Raw genomic sequence first — 16,543 nt, forward strand, 5'->3', positions numbered from 1 at the left:
CGCCCCCCAGCGTGGTCCGAGGGCCGGAAACCCAGTCTACACCCAGTATTTTTTTTGGATCAAGCAGTTGGCCGAATGTCGCACAGCATTCCGGGGATGCCCTGTGTGCAATCAGGTCTGACAAATGGTTTTGGTGTGTTTCGCCAGGACCCGTGCCTTGAATTCAAACTGCCGCTTGAACAAATCGCAACGCAACGCTACGCAATCGCCTATGCACATCATCCGAGATTTCCAGTTTGTCGAGCCAGAAGATCGCGGCGCCAGCGTTGCGATCGGGAATTTTGATGGCGTCCATTTGGGGCACCAGTCGGTCATCGAACTGGCCCGCGACGCGGCCCCGGATGCGCCACTGGGGGTCATGACATTCGAGCCGCATCCACGTGAATACTTTGCGCCGGACTCTCCTCCGTTCCGCCTGATGCGCGGCAATGCGCGGGCGCATCGGCTTGAGAAGCTGGGTGTGGAGAAACTGTACGAGCTGCCGTTCAACGCGGCGCTGGCCGGGCTTTCCCCTGATGAATTCGCGCGCAACGTGATTTGTGACGGTCTGGGTCTGTCCCATGTCGTGGTCGGGGCCGATTTCTGTTTTGGCAAGGGCCGCAGTGGGACGGCTGACGATCTGGTTCGCTTCGGGCAAGAGATGGGATTTGGCGTGACGATTGCCCCTTTGATGCAGCGGTCGGAAAACGTGGTCTCGTCAACCGCCATCCGCACCGCATTGAGCGAGGGTCGCCCAAGGGATGCAGCCGCGATGCTGGGCCATTGGCACAGGATCGAAGGCGAGGTGATCGGCGGCGAGCAACGCGGGCGGGAACTGGGTTTCCCAACTGCGAACATGTCCATCGAAGGGCTCCACCCGCCGAAATTCGGTGTCTACGCGGTATTGGTCGACGTGCTGGATGGCCCGCATCAGGGCAGTTATCACGGCGCGGCCTCGGTTGGGGTGCGCCCGATGTTCCATGGCGAAGTGCCAAATATCGAAACCTTCCTGTTCGACTTTTCCGGCGACCTGTACGGGGCGACCTTGTCGGTGGGGCTGATCGAATTCCTGCGCCCTGAAATGACATTTAAGGGGCTGGATGGTCTGATCGCGCAGATGAATGCCGATTGTGAACAGGCCCGGGGCATACTGGCCGCCCTATGAGCGCCGATCCGATTGAACGCACCGGCCTGCCCGCCCGGTTCTGGGAACGCAAACCCCTGCGCAAGATGAACCAGCGCGAGTGGGAGGCCCTGTGTGACGGCTGCGGCAAGTGCTGCCTCAACAAGCTGGAAGATGAAGACTCGGGCGAAGTTGCCCTGACCTGCGTCGCCTGCCGACTGCTGGACGATGAAAGCTGCCGCTGCACGCAATATGACATCCGGCATCAATTTGTCCCGGAATGCATCGTCATGACACCCGACAATATCGACGAACACGCCTATTGGTTGCCGCAAACCTGCGCCTATCGGCTGCTGTGGGAGGGCAAACCGCTTTACGACTGGCACCCATTGTTGTCTGGTACGCCGGAAACCGTGCACGCCGCAGGCGTGTCGGTCCGAGGGCGCACGGTGTCCGAGTTCGAAACCCCCATGGAAGAGTGGGAAGACTACATTATCGAGGAGCCTAGCTGATGTATTTCGCATCTGACAATTCCGGGCCGGTTCACCCGCAGGTCATGGCCAAACTGGCCGAGGCCAATCAGGGCTACCAGATGGCCTATGGCGCCGACACGATGATGAACGAGGTGCGTGACCGCATTCGCAGCATCTTTGAAGCTCCGGGGGCGGCCGTCTATCTGGTGGCGACGGGGACAGCGGCAAATTCGCTGGCCCTTGCCACATTGTCCAACCCTTGGGAAACGATCTTCTGCTCTCCGGTTGCCCATATTCACGAAGACGAGTGCAACGCGCCCGAGTTTTTCACCGGCGCCAAGCTGACCCTTGTTCCCGGCGGCGACAAGATGGCGCCGGACGCGCTGCGCGGGTCCATCCTGGGCGAAGAAACCCGTGGTGTTCACGGGCCGCAGCGCGGGCCGGTGTCGATCACCCAGGTCACCGAGCGCGGATCGGTCTATTCGCTGGAAGAGTTGCAGGCGCTGTGCGGGGTCGCAAAGGAATATGGCTTGCCGGTCCATCTGGATGGGGCCCGGTTCAGCAATGCCCTGGTGGCCCTGAATTGCTCTCCGGCTGACATGACATGGAAAGCCGGGGTGGACGCGGTCAGCTTTGGCGGCACGAAAAACGGGCTGATGGGCGTTGAAGCGGTGGTGTTCTTTGACGAGAGCAAGGCATGGGAATTCGAGCTGCGGCGCAAACGCGGGGCGCATCTGTTTTCCAAGCATCGCTACCTGTCCGCTCAGATGGCGGCTTATCTTGAGGATGATCTGTGGCTGAAGCTGGCGCGTCAGGCCAACGCAAACTGTGCCCGGCTGGCCAGCGGCCTGCGTGCAAAAGGGGCCGAGTTCCTGCACGAACCACAGGCCAATATGATCTTTGCCGCTTTTTCACGCGCGAAGCACAAACAGCTACATGAGGCCGGGGCAATCTACCACCTCTGGGGGGCTGAGCTGGAAGGTGGCGATGACGATGAAAGCCTTGCATGCCGACTGGTCTGCGACTGGTCGATCGGAACGGCCGAGATCGATCAGTTTCTCAGCCTGTTGTAACACCCGTTCCGCGGCCAGCTTTCCAGAGCTTTCGAAGCAGCGCGCTGGTTTCACGGGGGTGCGAAATGGGCAGCATATGCCGTGCACCTTGCACCACGTCATGGCGTGCGTTCGGCAGACGGCGCTGCAATCCATCACAGATTGCGGGGATCGTCGGGTGGGTCTTTGATCCGCTCAGCAACAGGGTTGGCATCGATACGCGCTTGCATCTGTCGGGGTCAAGCAACCCGGCGCGGTCATCGTACAGAACGGGGTAAGACGCGGGAACAACATGAATCCCACGCACCATTCCGGCGCGCGTCCGCTCTGGCAGGTCAGGCCATTTTGGGCCGATACCGGTGCTCCACATCCGGTTGAACAACCGCGCGGCCAGCGCTTCGTCGCCTGCTTGGAACGCTGCTTCAATCGGTTGTGACTCTTGCCGGTGTTGATCGTACAAATGGGGGGCGTCCTGTTTTGCCACGGCAAAGAACACGGGCTCGATCAGGGTCAAGCTTCGAATACGGTCCGGGTGCTCCATGGCCAGTCTGAGCGCAACGATCGCCCCAAAGGAATGGCCCACCAGATCCATGGGCTTGGTCAACTCGACCGCCGCCAGACCTGTCACAGCGTCAAAGAAATCGCTTTGATCGTCCCAATCCGGACTGCGCCCGTGAGACAGCATATCCGGTGCAACAAGACACACGCTGCCATCCAATGCCTTGGACAGGCCAGACCACGCGCCGGAATGCGCAATGGTGCAATGAAGGGCAAGCACTTTGCGCCCTCCGTCGCCCAATCGTCTGACGAAGACGGATTGCATCGCTGTCGGTGTTGTCATCCTTTCATCTCGGACAGATGCCGATCCAGATCATCCAGGCGATCCTGCCCCCAGAACCTTTGACCATCCGGCGTGATGTAGAACGGCGCGCCAAACACGCCGCGATCCACGGCTTCTTCCAGGTTGGCGGCATAGGTCTCGGCCCCGACCAGCAGTCCACTGTTGGCCAGTTCCGGGTCAAACCCGGCATTTGCCAGGCAGTCCCGGATCACATCATCCTGAGCGACGTCTTTTTCTTCGGCCCAGCAGGCGCGCAGGATCGACTGGCACAACTTGCCCACGTCGCCCGAACCATCCCTGATCGCGGCGATGATCGCATAAGAAGACGGTGCCATGTTGGTCGGCCAGTGCGCCGGTTGCAGGTTGAACTCCATCCCCAGTTTCTTCGATTGGCGCAGCAATTCCTGAGCGCGGTATTCGATGCGCGAGATATGACGGTCTTTTGGCGGCGTACCCCCGGTGCGTGCGAACAGCGCCATGATGTCCAGCGGTTTGTAGCTGATCGATGCACCATGTTTCGCCGTAATCTCTTCCAGCCGGTTCCCCGCAAGATAGCTGTAGGGCGAAATTGTCGCAAAAAAGTAGTCAATCTGGGTCATGTTCACTTTCTCCGCTGCGTTACCTTTGCGGGACGGTAAGGCCATGCTAAGCGGTGTCAACATCACGAATCTGTCACATTGCCATTGCTGCCCGGGGACCTCAGTCGATGCCGACACTTCACGAACCCAAGCTTATCGCTGGGAACGCCAACCTTCCACTTGCCGAAACCATCGCACGCCGCATGAGCCTGTATCGCGGTGTCGACCAGGGATTGGTCGATGCACGCGTCGAACGGTTCAACGACGGCGAGATCTTCGTCGAAGTGTTCGAGAACGTACGCGGCGAGGATATGTTCATCATCCAGCCGACCTCGAACCCGGCCAACGACAACCTGATGGAGCTGCTGATCATCGCCGACGCACTGCGCCGTTCGTCTGCACAGCGGATCACGGCCGTGATCCCGTATTTCGGCTATGCCCGCCAGGATCGCCGCACCAAGGCCCGCACGCCCATCAGCGCCAAGCTGGTGGCCAATATGCTGACCGGCGCAGGGATCGAGCGGATTCTGACGATGGATCTTCATGCCGCGCAGATTCAGGGCTTTTTCGATATGCCCGTCGACAACCTGTACGCCTCGCCGATCTTTGCGCTGGATGTCAAAAACCAGTTCAAGGACAATCTGGATGAGATCATGGTGGTTTCACCCGACGTGGGCGGCGTGGCGCGCGCCCGTGAACTGGCCAAGCGCATCAACGCCCCCTTGTCGATCGTTGACAAGCGGCGCGAGAAAGCAGGCGAAGTCGCGGAAATGACCGTTATCGGGGATGTGAAGGACAAGATCTGCCTGATCGTCGACGACATGTGTGACACCGCCGGAACGCTTTGCAAGGCCGCGCAGGTCCTGTTGGACAACGGCGCCAAGGAAGTTCATTCGTACATCACGCATGGCGTCATGAGCGGCCCCGCGGTCGAGCGGGTGACGAACTCGGTCATGAAGTCGCTGGTGCTGACCGATACGATCCAGCCGACCAAAGAGATTTTGAAGGCAAAGAATATCCGCATCGTTCCGACTGCGCCGATCTTCACCCAGGCGATCCTGAACATCTGGAACGGAACCAGTGTGTCTTCGCTGTTCGAAGACAAGACGCTGACCCCGATCTACGAATCCATGTACCAGATGGATTGAGCTACAGGGGCGACCGAACATGTCGCCCCTGATATCTGAAATACCGATTGCGCGGATATCTGACCATGGGGCGCGATCGGCGATACAAGTGGAATCACCTCCATGACTGCCAACAAACGTATTGTTCTTTCCAGCGATCACGCGGCGATCGAGCTGCGCCAGTCCGTGGCCAACCACATCGCACAGCAAGGTTGGGACGTGGTTGATATCGGCCCGACAAGCCCGGAAAGCACCCATTACCCCAAGCACGGCAAGGCCGCGGCGCAGGCCGTTGCCTCGGGCGATTGCAGCTTGGGTATCGTCCTCTGCGGCACTGGGCAGGGTATCATGATGGCTGCAAACAAAGTGCCTGGCATTCGCTGTGGCGTTTGTTCAGACGCATTCTCGGCCCGCATGATCCGCCAGCACAACAACGCCAACATGCTGTCGATTGGTGCGCGGGTTGTCGGCGAAGGTCTGGCGCTGGACATCGTTGACGCGTTTCTGTGTGCCGAATTCGAAGGCGGCCGCCACGCCACGCGCGTGGACATGATCGAAGCGCAGGACGACTGAGCCCAATCAATCGTTCAAACGCCTGAAAACATGGCGAACCCGGATCAGGAAATATTCCAATCGTCCGGGTGTGCCACCTCTCCTATCGCGGTCCAGCTTGCCCGGATGCGGGCAATCCGAGTGTCGGACCAGGTCCGGAATACTGCGTCAAAACCCTCGGCGGTGATATGTTCGGCCTGAACCTCTGCGCGCAGCGCCGAGGACGTGTCGACATCCCACAGCGAGATCCCGATCTGCACCACGGGCGGGGTCCGAAATGCTTCTTTGAACCGAATGTGTGTGCGGCGTTCACGCGGCCCCTGCCCGGTCCACATATCGCCGCCTTCAGCAAACTCCGAGAACAGGACATCTTCACCCTGCTCAATTCCAATGGGATGGGTTAGAAACTTTTTCATCTTATCATCATTATTCTTGAATTCCCGCAACTTACCCCGGCATTTCGGCAAAAGCACGACAAAAAAACGGCCCCGCAATTGCGAGGCCGCTCAAATTTTTCACCGGTGGGCCCGTTACAGGCTCATATGTGTTCCTAGGGCTTCCATGTCAGCCAGCAGCTTGGCCGCGTCGTCGACGATGGTCTGATCATCGCCACCCTTGGCTGCCTCATGCGAGGCGCGGGCGTCTTCGATCAGCTCGTCCAGATGCGCGCGGGTCACTTCATCCACCGGGATGGCCTTTTCGGCCAGGACCGACAGGCTGTCGCCGTTGATCTGGGCAAACCCGCCGGTGACCAGGTATTCGCTGGACCCTTCGGGTGCCTCGACCTTGAGCAGACCGGGGCGCAGCGTGGTGATGGTGGGGGCATGATCGGGCATTGCCGTCATGTCCCCGTCCGCGCCGGGAATCTGGACCGCGCTCGCCTGAAGCGAAGCAAGGCTCCGCTCGGGGCTGACGAGGTCGAATTGCATCGTGTTTGCCATCAGGGATACTCCTTAGGCGGCTTCTGCGGCCATCTTCTCCGCTTTGGCGATCACTTCGTCGATGCCGCCAACCATCAGGAAGGCCGCTTCGGGCAGGTGATCGTATTCGCCGGCCACAACGGCCTTGAACGACGCGATGGTCACATCCAGAGGAACCTGAACGCCGGGCGAACCGGTGAATACCTCGGCCACGTCGAACGGCTGCGACAGGAAACGTTCGATCTTACGGGCACGGGCCACGGTCAGTTTGTCCTCTTCCGACAGTTCGTCCATGCCGAGGATGGCGATGATGTCCTGCAACGACTTGTAGCGCTGAAGGATCTGCTGAACGTCGGTCGCAACCTTGTAGTGCTCTTCTCCAACGATGGCCGGATCAAGCAGACGCGAGGTCGAGTCGAGCGGGTCAACGGCCGGATAGATACCCTTTTCCGAGATCGCACGGTTGAGGACGGTGGTCGCGTCAAGGTGGGCAAACGAGGTTGCCGGCGCAGGGTCGGTCAGGTCGTCCGCAGGCACGTAGATCGCCTGAACAGAAGTGATCGATCCCGACTTGGTCGAGGTGATGCGTTCCTGCAAGGCGCCCATGTCGGTGGCCAGTGTCGGTTGGTAGCCCACCGCCGAAGGAATACGACCCAGCAGAGCCGACACCTCGGAACCCGCCTGCGTAAAGCGGAAGATGTTGTCGACGAAGAACAGAACGTCGGTACCGGACTGGTCGCGGAACTGCTCGGCCAAGGTCAGACCGGTCAGAGCAACACGTGCACGCGCACCCGGAGGCTCGTTCATCTGACCATAAACCAGGGCCACTTGGCTTTCCGACAGGTTGTCGGGTTTGATGACGTTCGATTCGATCATCTCGTGGTACAGGTCGTTCCCTTCACGGGTCCGTTCACCAACACCCGCGAACACCGAGAAGCCCGAGTGCACTTTTGCGATGTTGTTGATCAGTTCCATGATCAGAACGGTTTTACCAACGCCGGCACCGCCGAACAGGCCGATCTTACCGCCTTTGGCGTAAGGGGCCAGCAGGTCAACGACCTTGATGCCGGTCACCAGGATTTCCGACTCGGTCGACTGTTCGTCGAACTCGGGCGCGGGCTGGTGGATGGCGCGGGTTTCGGTGGCTTCGACCGGGCCCTTTTCGTCGATCGGTTCGCCAACCACGTTCAGGATGCGGCCCAGGGTGGCGTTGCCGACCGGAACCGAGATCGGTGCGCCGGTGTCGGTCACGGCCTCGCCGCGGACCAGACCTTCGGTCGCGTCCATCGCGATGGTGCGGACAGTATTTTCACCCAGGTGCTGAGCAACTTCCAACACCAGGCGCTTGCCGTTGTTGGTGGTTTCCAGCGCGTTCAGAATTTCAGGCAGCTGATCTTCGAAGTGCACGTCGACGACGGCCCCGATGATCTGTGTGACTTTGCCTTTTGCATTCGCCATGTTTCGTCTCCGGTTTTCTTACAGCGCTTCGGCGCCGGAAATAATTTCAATCAGCTCGTTGGTGATCACGGCCTGACGCGAGCGGTTGAACTGGATCGTCAGTTTGTCGATCATCTCACCCGCGTTGCGTGTCGCGTTGTCCATAGCGGACATCCGTGCACCCTGTTCAGACGCCCCGTTTTCGAGCAGAGCCGAGAAGATCGCAGTCGCAACCCCCTTGGGCAGCAGGTCGGCCAGAATGGCTTCTTCGCTGGGCTCGTAGTCGAAGATGGCACCGCTGTCGTCACCCGCCGCTTCGTCCTCGAACGAGGCAGGGATGATTTGCTGTGCCGTCGGGATCTGGGTCACGACGTTGACGAACTTCGAGTAGAAGATCGTGGCAACGTCGAACTCTCCCCCGTCGAAACGAGACAGGATGTCCTTCGCGATGTCCTGCGCGTTGGCATAGCCAAGACGCTTGACCTCGCTCAGGTCGATATGTCCAACGAACAGATCGCCAAAATCACGCTTCAGCGCGTCGCGGCCCTTCTTGCCGACAGTCAGAACCTTGACTGTCTTGCCTTTCAGGCGCAGCTCTTCCGCCTTTTGGCGGGCCAGCTTGGCGATGTTCGAGTTGAAGCCGCCGCAGAGGCCGCGTTCAGCTGTCATGACAACCAGCAGATGGACATCATCGCTGCCCGTACCCCGGAGCAGCTTGGGGGCGCTGTCGCTGCCCCCGACCGAAGCCGCCAGCCCTGCCATCACGGCATTGAACCGTTCGGCATACGGACGCGAGGCTTCGGCAGATTCCTGGGCGCGGCGCAGTTTTGCAGCCGCGACCATCTGCATGGCCTTGGTGATCTTGCGGGTCGATTTGACCGACTCGATCCTGTTTTTAAGGTCCTTAAGATTTGGCATATGCCCGCCTCTCCCTTAAGCGAAGGTTGCGGCGTATTCGTCCAGCGCAGCCTTGATCTTGTCGGACGCGTCACCCTTGATCTTGGGGTCTTCGTCCGTGATCCACTGAAGCAGATCCGCGTGCTTGCCACGCAGGTGTGCCAGCAGGCCAGCTTCGTAACGGCCAACGTCGGACACATCGATCTTGTCGAGGTAACCGTTGGTACCCGCGAAGATGACGCAGACGATTTCAGCGTTGGTCAGCGGCGAGTACTGCGGCTGTTTCATCAGCTCGGTCAGACGCGCACCACGGTTCAGCAGCTGCTGGGTTGCGGCGTCGAGGTCTGAACCGAACTGCGCAAAGGCAGCCATTTCGCGGTACTGAGCCAGTTCCAGCTTAACCGGACCGGCAACCGACTTCATCGAGTTGGTCTGAGCCGAAGAGCCCACACGCGAAACCGACAGACCGGTGTTCACGGCAGGACGGATGCCCTGGTAGAACAGTTCGGTTTCCAGGAAGATCTGGCCGTCGGTGATCGAGATCACGTTGGTCGGAATAAACGCCGAAACGTCACCACCCTGGGTTTCGATAACCGGCAGAGCAGTCAGCGAGCCCGCGCCGAAGTCTTCGTTCAGCTTCGCCGAACGTTCCAGCAGACGGGAGTGGAGGTAGAAAACGTCGCCAGGATACGCTTCACGTCCAGGCGGACGACGCAGCAGCAGCGACATCTGACGATAAGACACAGCCTGTTTCGACAGGTCATCATAGATGATCAGCGCGTGGCGGCCGTTGTCGCGGAAGTATTCAGCCATCGCAGTTGCGGCGTAGGGCGCCAGGAACTGCATCGGAGCCGGGTCCGAAGCGGTTGCGGCCACAACGATCGAATATTCAATCGCACCGGATTCTTCCAGTTTCTTCACCAGCTGTGCAACGGTCGAACGCTTTTGACCGATTGCAACGTAAACGCAGTACAGTTTTTTCGACTCGTCGTCGCCTGCTGCGTCGTTGTAGGTTTTCTGGTTCAGGATTGCGTCCAGAGCAACGGCGGTTTTGCCGGTCTGACGGTCACCAATGATCAGCTCACGCTGGCCACGGCCGATCGGGATCATCGCGTCAACCGATTTCAGGCCGGTTGCCATCGGCTCGTGAACCGATTTACGCGGGATGATGCCGGGGGCCTTGACGTCTGCAACGCCACGCTTGGTTGCGTTGATCGGGCCTTTGCCGTCCAGCGGGTTGCCCAGACCGTCCACAACGCGGCCCAGCAGCTCGTCACCGATCGGAACGTCCACGATCGAGTTGGTGCGCTTGACGGTGTCACCTTCTTTGATGTCACGGTCGGAACCGAAGATAACGACACCGACGTTGTCGCTTTCCAAGTTCAGCGCCATGCCCATGATGCCGCCGGGGAATTCGACCATCTCACCGGCTTGCACATTGTCCAGACCGTATACACGGGCAATCCCGTCACCGACGCTCAGCACGCGACCGATCTCGGCCACTTCGGCTTCCTGACCAAAATTCTTGATCTGGTCCTTCAGGATTGCAGAAATCTCTGCAGCTTGGATTCCCATTTATCCGACCTCTTTCATTGCATTCTGTAGGGAGTTCAGCTTCGAACGGATCGAACTGTCGATCATTTTCGAGCCCACTTTAACGACAAGACCGCCGATGAGGCTTTCATCCACGGTCGCATTGATTGTCACCGTCTTGCCCACACGCTCGGACAGCGTCTTGGACAGTTTTTCCATCTGGGTCTTGGTCAGTGCCTTGGCCGAGGCAACCTCGGCGGTCACTTCGCCACGCTCTTCGGCCAGCATGTCGCGCAGAACCTTCAGCAGTTGCGGCACGACGAACAGGCGGCGCTTCTGAGCCATCAGACCCAGCGTGTTGCGCAGGATGGGGTTCAGACCCATCTTGTCTGCGATCGCAGTGATCGCGCCTTCCTGTTCAGCGCGGGAAACCAGCGGCGATGCGATCAGGTCGCGCAGCTCTGCACTGTCGTCCAGCGCGGCTGCCAGATCATTGATGCCGGATTCCAGACCTGCAAGGTCGTTGTTCTCTTTTGCGATCTCGAAGATCGCGGTGGCATAGCGCTCGGCGATGCCAGTGGAAATCGAAGCTGGTTCGGACACGTCCACCCTTCCGATATTTTGGGCCCCGAATTCGCGTGCGGCAGCTACCCCGGGGGCGTGAAGAAACCCCGGCCAGACGGTCGGGGATCAAAATCACCGGGGATGTAGCAGAGCCGAACCAACCAAGCAATACGCTATAGCGGTAACAGATTTATCCACAAATTGTTATTTTTCATTAACTTACGGCAAGTGCGACGGTTTGAACACATTGGCCCAGTTGAAAAATGTTACGAATATGCAGGTTTTTGCGATTCCTGTGACTTTTTTTCCTCATTTTTTCGCATGAAATTGCCCGGGGTCTCAGGCGGGCTTCAGCAAGCCGTCCAGCGCCTTGATCGGTTTTTTGACCGCGTCCTTGGTCACGCTGCCGCTTGGCGGGCGGATATGTTTGCTGACTTCGACCATCAGCACCCCACCCGCCATCACCGTCGGAATCCGCTGACCGGTCTTTTCGATCAGGTTGCCGGATTTCAACCAGAATCGCCGGAACGACGGAGGCATATACAAGGCCGAGCAATGCACCTCGGGCAGGAAGTGATGCGCCTTGAGCTGGTTCTCCAGCTGAGTTGCCGAGTACGGGCGCCCGAACCCGAACGGGGTCTTGTCCGACCGTGACCACAGACCCGCCCGGTTTGGAACGATGAAGACGGCCCGGCCACCGGGGCCCAGCACGCGCCAACATTCGTCAAGCAACTGGTTTGGCCGTTCCGACGTTTCCAGCCCATGCATCACCACAAGCTTGTCCACGTGGCCGGTCTCGATCGGCCAGAGGGTTTCTTCGGTCAGGACCGAAACGTTGGGCATGCCTGCCGGCCATGGCATCACGCCCTGTGGCCCCGGCATCAACCCGATGACCCGGCGCGCATCCGACAGGTAAGGGCGCAGCAAAGGCACCGCAAAACCGAATCCCGCCACTGTCTGGCCTTTTGCTTCGGGCCAAAGCTCGATCAGACGCCCGCGAATAGCCGCCTGCGCCGCACGCCCCAATGTGCTGCGGTAATAGAAGTTCCTCAGATCCTGTACATCAAGATGCATTGCGGACATCCGGTCAATCGGCTTAGCTGGGCGTAGTCTAGCAATGAAAGGGCAAAAGGCCATGCCTCTTGAAATCGTTACAATCCCGTGCCTGAGCGACAATTACGCCTTTCTGGCGCATGACGCCGTCACTGGCCAGACCGCCCTGATCGACGCGCCCGAGGCCGCACCGGTCCTGAAGGCGCTGGATGACCGGGGGTGGACGCTGTCACATGTGCTGTTGACCCATCATCACTGGGATCACGTGGACGGGCTGGCGGGAATTTTGGCCAAACAGCCGGCAAAAGTCATCGGGGCCGCCGCTGACGCAAATCGCCTGCCGCCGCTGGATCAGCAAGTTACCGAGGGGGACAGTTTCGAGGTCGGCGGCGAACCGGTTCAGATTCTGGACGTTTCCGGGCACACGGATGGCCATATCGCTTTCTACATGCCGCAGAGTTTCGCCGTGTTCACCGCCGACAGCCTGATGGCGCTGGGTTGTGGGCGCCTGTTCGAGGGCACGCCCGCGCAAATGTGGGCCTCGTTGAACAAGCTGGCTGCCCTGCCGGACGACACATTGGTCTGTTCAGGGCACGAATATACACAATCCAACGCCAAATTCGCGATTACAGTCGATCCCGAAAACCGGGCCCTGAAAGATCGCATTGCGGATATCGACCGCGCGCGTGCGGCCGGAAAAGCCACTGTTCCTTCGACTCTGGCCCTTGAAAAGGCCACAAATCCGTTCCTGAGGGCCGCCGATCCGGCGATTCAGGCGAAATTAGGTATGGTGGGCGCTGACCCCGAGGCTGTTTTTGCCGAAATTCGGGCTAGAAAAGACCGGTTCTGATGCCTATTTGCTCCTCTTCAGGGCCACGGTCACAACAAATGTGACTGTCAAGTGAAAGAAAACCCTTGAAGCCGGGCCACGATCAACCAAACTCTAATAGTATGAGGACATGGTTGGGATGGGGTTCCGGCCAAGAAACCGCCCCCTTCTGACCCAAGACAGAGGAGCACCCGCGTGCCTTCATTCTCGAGCACATTGGAACAAGCCATCCACGCGGCCCTGGCGGCTGCGAATGAACGGCGCCATGAATTCGCAACGCTAGAGCATTTGCTGCTGGCCCTTCTGGAAGAACCCGATGCCGTGCGCGTCATGAAAGCGTGCAGTGTCGATCTGGACGAGTTGCGCAGCACTTTGGTGGAGTTCATCGACGAGGACCTTTCGAATCTGGTCACGGATATCGACGGATCCGAAGCCGTACCCACCGCAGCGTTCCAGCGCGTCATTCAGCGCGCCGCGATCCACGTTCAAAGCTCGGGCCGGACCGAAGTGACCGGCGCCAACGTTCTGGTCGCCATATTCGCCGAACGCGAAAGCAATGCCGCCTATTTCCTGCAAGAGCAGGACATGACCCGTTACGACGCGGTCAATTTCATCGCGCATGGCGTCGCCAAGGATCCTGCCTATGGCGAAAGCCGCTCGGTATCCGGTGCGGATCAGGTGGAAGAAGACGCCCAGACCACATCCGGCGAAGCCGAACAGAAAGAAAGCGCGCTGGGAAAATACTGCGTGGATCTGAACGCCAAGGCTCGAGCTGGCGATGTCGATCCGCTGATCGGACGCTCGGATGAGGTGGAACGCTGCATCCAGGTGCTGTGCCGCCGCCGCAAGAACAACCCGCTGCTGGTGGGGGATCCGGGTGTGGGCAAGACCGCCATCGCAGAAGGCCTTGCGCACAAGATCGTCGTTGGCGAGGCCCCCGATGTGCTGGCCAATACCACGATCTATTCCTTGGACATGGGCGCGCTGCTGGCCGGAACCCGCTATCGCGGTGATTTCGAAGAACGTCTGAAAGCGGTTGTGACCGAACTGGAGGATCACCCGGACGCGGTGTTGTTCATCGACGAAATCCATACCGTGATCGGTGCCGGAGCGACCTCGGGCGGTGCGATGGATGCCTCGAACCTGCTGAAGCCTGCGCTTCAGGGCGGCAAACTGCGCACCATGGGCTCGACCACCTACAAAGAGTTCCGTCAGCACTTCGAAAAGGACCGTGCGCTGAGCCGCCGGTTCCAGAAGATCGACGTGAACGAGCCTTCGGTAGAAGACAGCGTAAAGATTTTGCGCGGGCTGAAGCCTTATTTCGAAGAGCATCATGACATCAAATACACCGCCGATGCGATCAAGACGGCGGTCGAGCTGTCGGCGCGTTACATCAACGACCGCAAGCTGCCCGACAAGGCCATCGATGTGATCGATGAGGCCGGCGCGGCGCAGCATCTGGTCGCGGAAAGCAAGCGGCGCAAGACCATTGGCGTCAAAGAGATCGAGGCGGTTGTCGCCAAGATCGCGCGTATTCCGCCCAAGAACGTCACCAAGGATGATGCGTTGGTGCTGAAAGACCTCGAAGCATCGCTGAAACGGGTGGTGTTTGGTCAGGATCTGGCAATCGAGGCGCTGTCCAGTGCGATCAAACTGGCCCGCGCCGGTCTGCGCGAACCTGAAAAACCCATCGGCAACTATCTGTTTGCCGGTCCGACGGGGGTTGGCAAGACCGAGGTGGCGAAACAGCTGGCAGATACCCTGGGCGTGGAACTGCTGCGTTTCGACATGTCGGAATACATGGAGAAACATGCGGTTTCCCGCCTGATCGGTGCCCCTCCGGGCTATGTCGGGTTTGATCAGGGTGGTCTGCTGACCGACGGTGTCGACCAGCATCCGCATTGCGTGTTGCTGCTGGACGAAATCGAAAAGGCCCACCCGGACGTGTTCAACATCCTGTTGCAGGTGATGGACCACGGCGAGCTGACCGATCACAACGGGCACACGGTGAATTTCCGCAACGTGGTGCTGATCATGACATCGAACGCGGGCGCGCAGGAACAGGCCAAAGCCGCCATCGGCTTCGGTCGCGATCGGCGCGAAGGCGAAGACACGGCCGCGATCGAGCGCATGTTCACACCGGAATTCCGCAACCGTCTGGATGCCGTGATCTCCTTCGCACCGCTGCCGAAAGAGGTCATTTTGCAAGTGGTCGAGAAATTCGTCCTACAGCTTGAGGCACAACTGCTGGATCGTGGCGTGACCATCGACCTGACCCCAAAAGCTGCCGAGTGGCTGGCCGACAAGGGATATGACGACAAGATGGGTGCACGCCCGCTGGGTCGCGTGATCCAGGAGCACATCAAGAAACCCCTGGCCGAAGAGCTGTTGTTCGGCAAGTTGGCCAAGGGCGGCGTGGTTCGTGTCTCGGTCAAGAAAGGCGAACTGGATCTTGAAATTCTTGGCCCGGACCAACGGCGCATTTCAGGAGACAAACCACCTCTGTTGACGGCAGACTGACCAAAATACAGACAACTCCTTCAAAGCCCGGCGATCCCCATCGCCGGGCTTTTTCTCTGCTGGCAGCATAAAGTGCGACGGAAAAAGACTTCTGCTGCGTGTCATCTTCAATGATGAACGCAAGACAGGGATCGACACGTGAGCAAAATTTCAATCCTCTGGGGCGCCGCCTTTGCCCTATCCGCCGTTGCCGCTGTGGCAACTGCACAGCACAGGTTTCGCTATCACGACGAAACGACCGCAGAACCGTTGAGGTTGGTGCCCGCAACCGAAAACCCCGGGAAAAGCAGCGCTTTGGTGAAAGAAAAAGGCGGAAAAATCAAAGTGACGGGCAACGGCATTCCTGATCATCTGGTTGGCCGGTTTCCAAACCAAGGCAATCCGCACCGGATCGAACAGCAGAAGGTCAGGTTGAAATTGCCTGCAAATCCAACGGCCAAAGGTGCAATCACACCGCTGCAAATGGGGTGGAACTTTGGCGTGTCACTCAACGGGGTTGTGTTCGACCCGCTGGCGGCCGAGTTCTGGCATGGCGACCCCGGATCCGAGTGGTCCTACAATGCCTTGGGTGGCGCTGTTTCCTTGGGATTGGACGCCAATTTTGCCCATGTACAGCCGAATGGAAAATATCACTATCACGGTGTACCGACAGGGTTGGTCAAGCTGCTGGGATGGTCACCGTCCGAGCATTCACCCTTGATCGGCTATGCCGCAGATGGTTTCCCGATATATGCCGTCACTGGCGTCGTAGGGGGCAAAGTGACCGAAATGACGTCGTCCTATCGTCTGAAACCCGGCAACCGGCCGGGTGGCGCTGCGCCGGGCGGGCGGCATGACGGCACCTTCAACGAGGACTACGTTTTTGTTCAGGGTCACGGCAATTTGGACCAATGCAACGGCGCCTTCACCGTTTCAGCAGAATACCCTTCAGGAACCTATGCGTACTTTCTGACCGAGGATTACCCCGTGGTACCCCGGTGTTTCATGGGCACTCCGGATCAAAGCTTTCGCTTTGGCAGACGGTAATCGGTTTGACCCCATCACGCAGATTACCCAGGCAAGAGG

The 16,543-nt window shown here is 59.2% G+C and carries 17 protein-coding genes; 8 read left to right on the forward strand and 9 right to left on the reverse strand.

The features are described from left to right. Nucleotides 1-211: 211 nt before the first annotated feature. The 3 genes from GOW56_RS13960 to GOW56_RS13970 are packed head-to-tail and all read left to right on the forward strand — an operon-like array spanning nucleotide 212 to nucleotide 2,648. A complete protein-coding gene (locus GOW56_RS13960) occupies nucleotides 212-1,144 on the forward strand; it encodes a bifunctional riboflavin kinase/FAD synthetase (protein WP_171206267.1) in 933 nt (310 codons plus the stop codon). Continuing rightward, on the forward strand, nucleotides 1,141-1,614 hold the full coding sequence (locus GOW56_RS13965; RefSeq protein ID WP_171206268.1) for a YcgN family cysteine cluster protein: 474 nt from the start codon (nucleotides 1,141-1,143) through the stop codon (nucleotides 1,612-1,614). Before GOW56_RS13960 ends, GOW56_RS13965 begins: the two co-directional genes overlap by 4 nt. Next, nucleotides 1,614-2,648, forward strand: a complete 1,035-nt coding sequence (locus GOW56_RS13970; protein ID WP_171206269.1) for a low specificity L-threonine aldolase — start codon at nucleotides 1,614-1,616, stop codon at nucleotides 2,646-2,648. The genes GOW56_RS13965 and GOW56_RS13970 overlap by 1 nt, the downstream gene beginning before the upstream one ends. Here the strand turns inward: GOW56_RS13970 and GOW56_RS13975 are convergent. Then, the gene (locus GOW56_RS13975) at nucleotides 2,635-3,468 is read right to left on the reverse strand and encodes an alpha/beta fold hydrolase (RefSeq protein ID WP_171206270.1); all 834 of its coding nucleotides are present in this window, start codon (nucleotides 3,466-3,468) and stop codon (nucleotides 2,635-2,637) included. The genes GOW56_RS13970 and GOW56_RS13975 overlap by 14 nt on opposite strands. Continuing rightward, entirely contained in the window at nucleotides 3,465-4,067 is a 603-nt protein-coding gene (locus GOW56_RS13980) for a 2-hydroxychromene-2-carboxylate isomerase (RefSeq protein ID WP_171206271.1), read from the reverse strand. Before GOW56_RS13980 ends, GOW56_RS13975 begins: the two co-directional genes overlap by 4 nt. Nucleotides 4,068-4,174: 107 nt before the next feature. On the opposite strand from GOW56_RS13980, the gene GOW56_RS13985 reads away from it, so the two are divergent. Both GOW56_RS13985 and rpiB read left to right on the forward strand, forming a co-directional pair. Further along, a complete protein-coding gene (locus GOW56_RS13985) occupies nucleotides 4,175-5,194 on the forward strand; it encodes a ribose-phosphate pyrophosphokinase (protein WP_152459007.1) in 1,020 nt (339 codons plus the stop codon). Nucleotides 5,195-5,296: 102 nt separating this feature from the next. Next, nucleotides 5,297-5,746, forward strand: coding sequence for a ribose 5-phosphate isomerase B (gene rpiB, locus GOW56_RS13990; protein WP_171206272.1), 450 nt, complete (start codon nucleotides 5,297-5,299; stop codon nucleotides 5,744-5,746). Between the two features lie 44 nt (nucleotides 5,747-5,790). On the opposite strand, the gene GOW56_RS13995 is transcribed toward rpiB, so the two are convergent. From GOW56_RS13995 to GOW56_RS14025, 7 genes are all read right to left on the reverse strand, one after another. Beyond that, nucleotides 5,791-6,141 carry an H-type lectin domain-containing protein gene (locus GOW56_RS13995; RefSeq protein ID WP_152459009.1) on the reverse strand — a complete coding sequence of 117 codons (351 nt, stop codon included), beginning with the start codon at nucleotides 6,139-6,141 and terminating at the stop codon, nucleotides 5,791-5,793. A 114-nt stretch (nucleotides 6,142-6,255) separates the two neighbouring features. After that, nucleotides 6,256-6,666, reverse strand: a complete 411-nt coding sequence (locus tag GOW56_RS14000; RefSeq protein WP_171118811.1) for a F0F1 ATP synthase subunit epsilon — start codon at nucleotides 6,664-6,666, stop codon at nucleotides 6,256-6,258. A gap of 12 nt (nucleotides 6,667-6,678) precedes the next feature. Beyond that, nucleotides 6,679-8,103 (reverse strand): F0F1 ATP synthase subunit beta, encoded by a 1,425-nt coding sequence (gene atpD, locus GOW56_RS14005; protein WP_152459011.1) that lies wholly within the window; start codon nucleotides 8,101-8,103, stop codon nucleotides 6,679-6,681. Between the two features lie 18 nt (nucleotides 8,104-8,121). After that, nucleotides 8,122-9,000 carry a F0F1 ATP synthase subunit gamma gene (locus GOW56_RS14010; RefSeq protein WP_171118815.1) on the reverse strand — a complete coding sequence of 293 codons (879 nt, stop codon included), beginning with the start codon at nucleotides 8,998-9,000 and terminating at the stop codon, nucleotides 8,122-8,124. 15 nt (nucleotides 9,001-9,015) lie between these two features. Further along, entirely contained in the window at nucleotides 9,016-10,554 is a 1,539-nt protein-coding gene (gene atpA, locus GOW56_RS14015; protein ID WP_152459013.1) for a F0F1 ATP synthase subunit alpha, read from the reverse strand. Then, nucleotides 10,555-11,115 (reverse strand): F0F1 ATP synthase subunit delta, encoded by a 561-nt coding sequence (locus tag GOW56_RS14020; RefSeq protein ID WP_171118817.1) that lies wholly within the window; start codon nucleotides 11,113-11,115, stop codon nucleotides 10,555-10,557. Nucleotides 11,116-11,415: 300 nt separating this feature from the next. Continuing rightward, nucleotides 11,416-12,150 carry a class I SAM-dependent methyltransferase gene (locus GOW56_RS14025; protein WP_152459015.1) on the reverse strand — a complete coding sequence of 245 codons (735 nt, stop codon included), beginning with the start codon at nucleotides 12,148-12,150 and terminating at the stop codon, nucleotides 11,416-11,418. A 61-nt stretch (nucleotides 12,151-12,211) separates the two neighbouring features. Here GOW56_RS14025 and gloB point away from each other — a divergent pair, with 61 nt between their 5' ends. The 3 genes from gloB (at nucleotide 12,212) to GOW56_RS21845 (ending at nucleotide 16,504) form a co-directional block, all read left to right on the forward strand. After that, nucleotides 12,212-12,979 carry a hydroxyacylglutathione hydrolase gene (gene gloB, locus GOW56_RS14030; RefSeq protein WP_171206273.1) on the forward strand — a complete coding sequence of 256 codons (768 nt, stop codon included), beginning with the start codon at nucleotides 12,212-12,214 and terminating at the stop codon, nucleotides 12,977-12,979. 174 nt (nucleotides 12,980-13,153) lie between these two features. Then, nucleotides 13,154-15,478 (forward strand): ATP-dependent Clp protease ATP-binding subunit ClpA, encoded by a 2,325-nt coding sequence (gene clpA / locus GOW56_RS14035; RefSeq protein WP_171206274.1) that lies wholly within the window; start codon nucleotides 13,154-13,156, stop codon nucleotides 15,476-15,478. 138 nt (nucleotides 15,479-15,616) lie between these two features. Further along, nucleotides 15,617-16,504 (forward strand): YHYH protein, encoded by an 888-nt coding sequence (locus tag GOW56_RS21845; protein WP_171206275.1) that lies wholly within the window; start codon nucleotides 15,617-15,619, stop codon nucleotides 16,502-16,504. Nucleotides 16,505-16,543: the final 39 nt, after the last annotated feature.

Origin of the sequence: Ruegeria sp. HKCCA0235A (assembly GCF_013033235.1) — a bacterium.
Lineage (GTDB): Bacteria > Pseudomonadota > Alphaproteobacteria > Rhodobacterales > Rhodobacteraceae > Ruegeria.

Excerpts from the sequence above, each read along its gene's own strand:
- GOW56_RS14000 (WP_171118811.1), bottom strand. The coding sequence starts at position 6,666 with ATGGCAAACACGATGCAATTCGACCTCGTCAGCCCCGAGCGGAGCCTT.
- GOW56_RS14010 (WP_171118815.1), bottom strand. The coding sequence starts at position 9,000 with ATGCCAAATCTTAAGGACCTTAAAAACAGGATCGAGTCGGTCAAATCG.
- GOW56_RS13995 (WP_152459009.1), bottom strand. The coding sequence starts at position 6,141 with ATGAAAAAGTTTCTAACCCATCCCATTGGAATTGAGCAGGGTGAAGAT.
- GOW56_RS13975 (WP_171206270.1), bottom strand. The coding sequence starts at position 3,468 with ATGACAACACCGACAGCGATGCAATCCGTCTTCGTCAGACGATTGGGC.
- GOW56_RS14025 (WP_152459015.1), bottom strand. The coding sequence starts at position 12,150 with ATGCATCTTGATGTACAGGATCTGAGGAACTTCTATTACCGCAGCACA.
- gloB (WP_171206273.1), top strand. The coding sequence starts at position 12,212 with ATGCCTCTTGAAATCGTTACAATCCCGTGCCTGAGCGACAATTACGCC.
- atpA (WP_152459013.1), bottom strand. The coding sequence starts at position 10,554 with ATGGGAATCCAAGCTGCAGAGATTTCTGCAATCCTGAAGGACCAGATC.
- GOW56_RS13985 (WP_152459007.1), top strand. The coding sequence starts at position 4,175 with ATGCCGACACTTCACGAACCCAAGCTTATCGCTGGGAACGCCAACCTT.
- GOW56_RS13980 (WP_171206271.1), bottom strand. The coding sequence starts at position 4,067 with ATGACCCAGATTGACTACTTTTTTGCGACAATTTCGCCCTACAGCTAT.
- GOW56_RS13960 (WP_171206267.1), top strand. The coding sequence starts at position 212 with ATGCACATCATCCGAGATTTCCAGTTTGTCGAGCCAGAAGATCGCGGC.
- rpiB (WP_171206272.1), top strand. The coding sequence starts at position 5,297 with ATGACTGCCAACAAACGTATTGTTCTTTCCAGCGATCACGCGGCGATC.
- atpD (WP_152459011.1), bottom strand. The coding sequence starts at position 8,103 with ATGGCGAATGCAAAAGGCAAAGTCACACAGATCATCGGGGCCGTCGTC.
- GOW56_RS13965 (WP_171206268.1), top strand. The coding sequence starts at position 1,141 with ATGAGCGCCGATCCGATTGAACGCACCGGCCTGCCCGCCCGGTTCTGG.
- GOW56_RS13970 (WP_171206269.1), top strand. The coding sequence starts at position 1,614 with ATGTATTTCGCATCTGACAATTCCGGGCCGGTTCACCCGCAGGTCATG.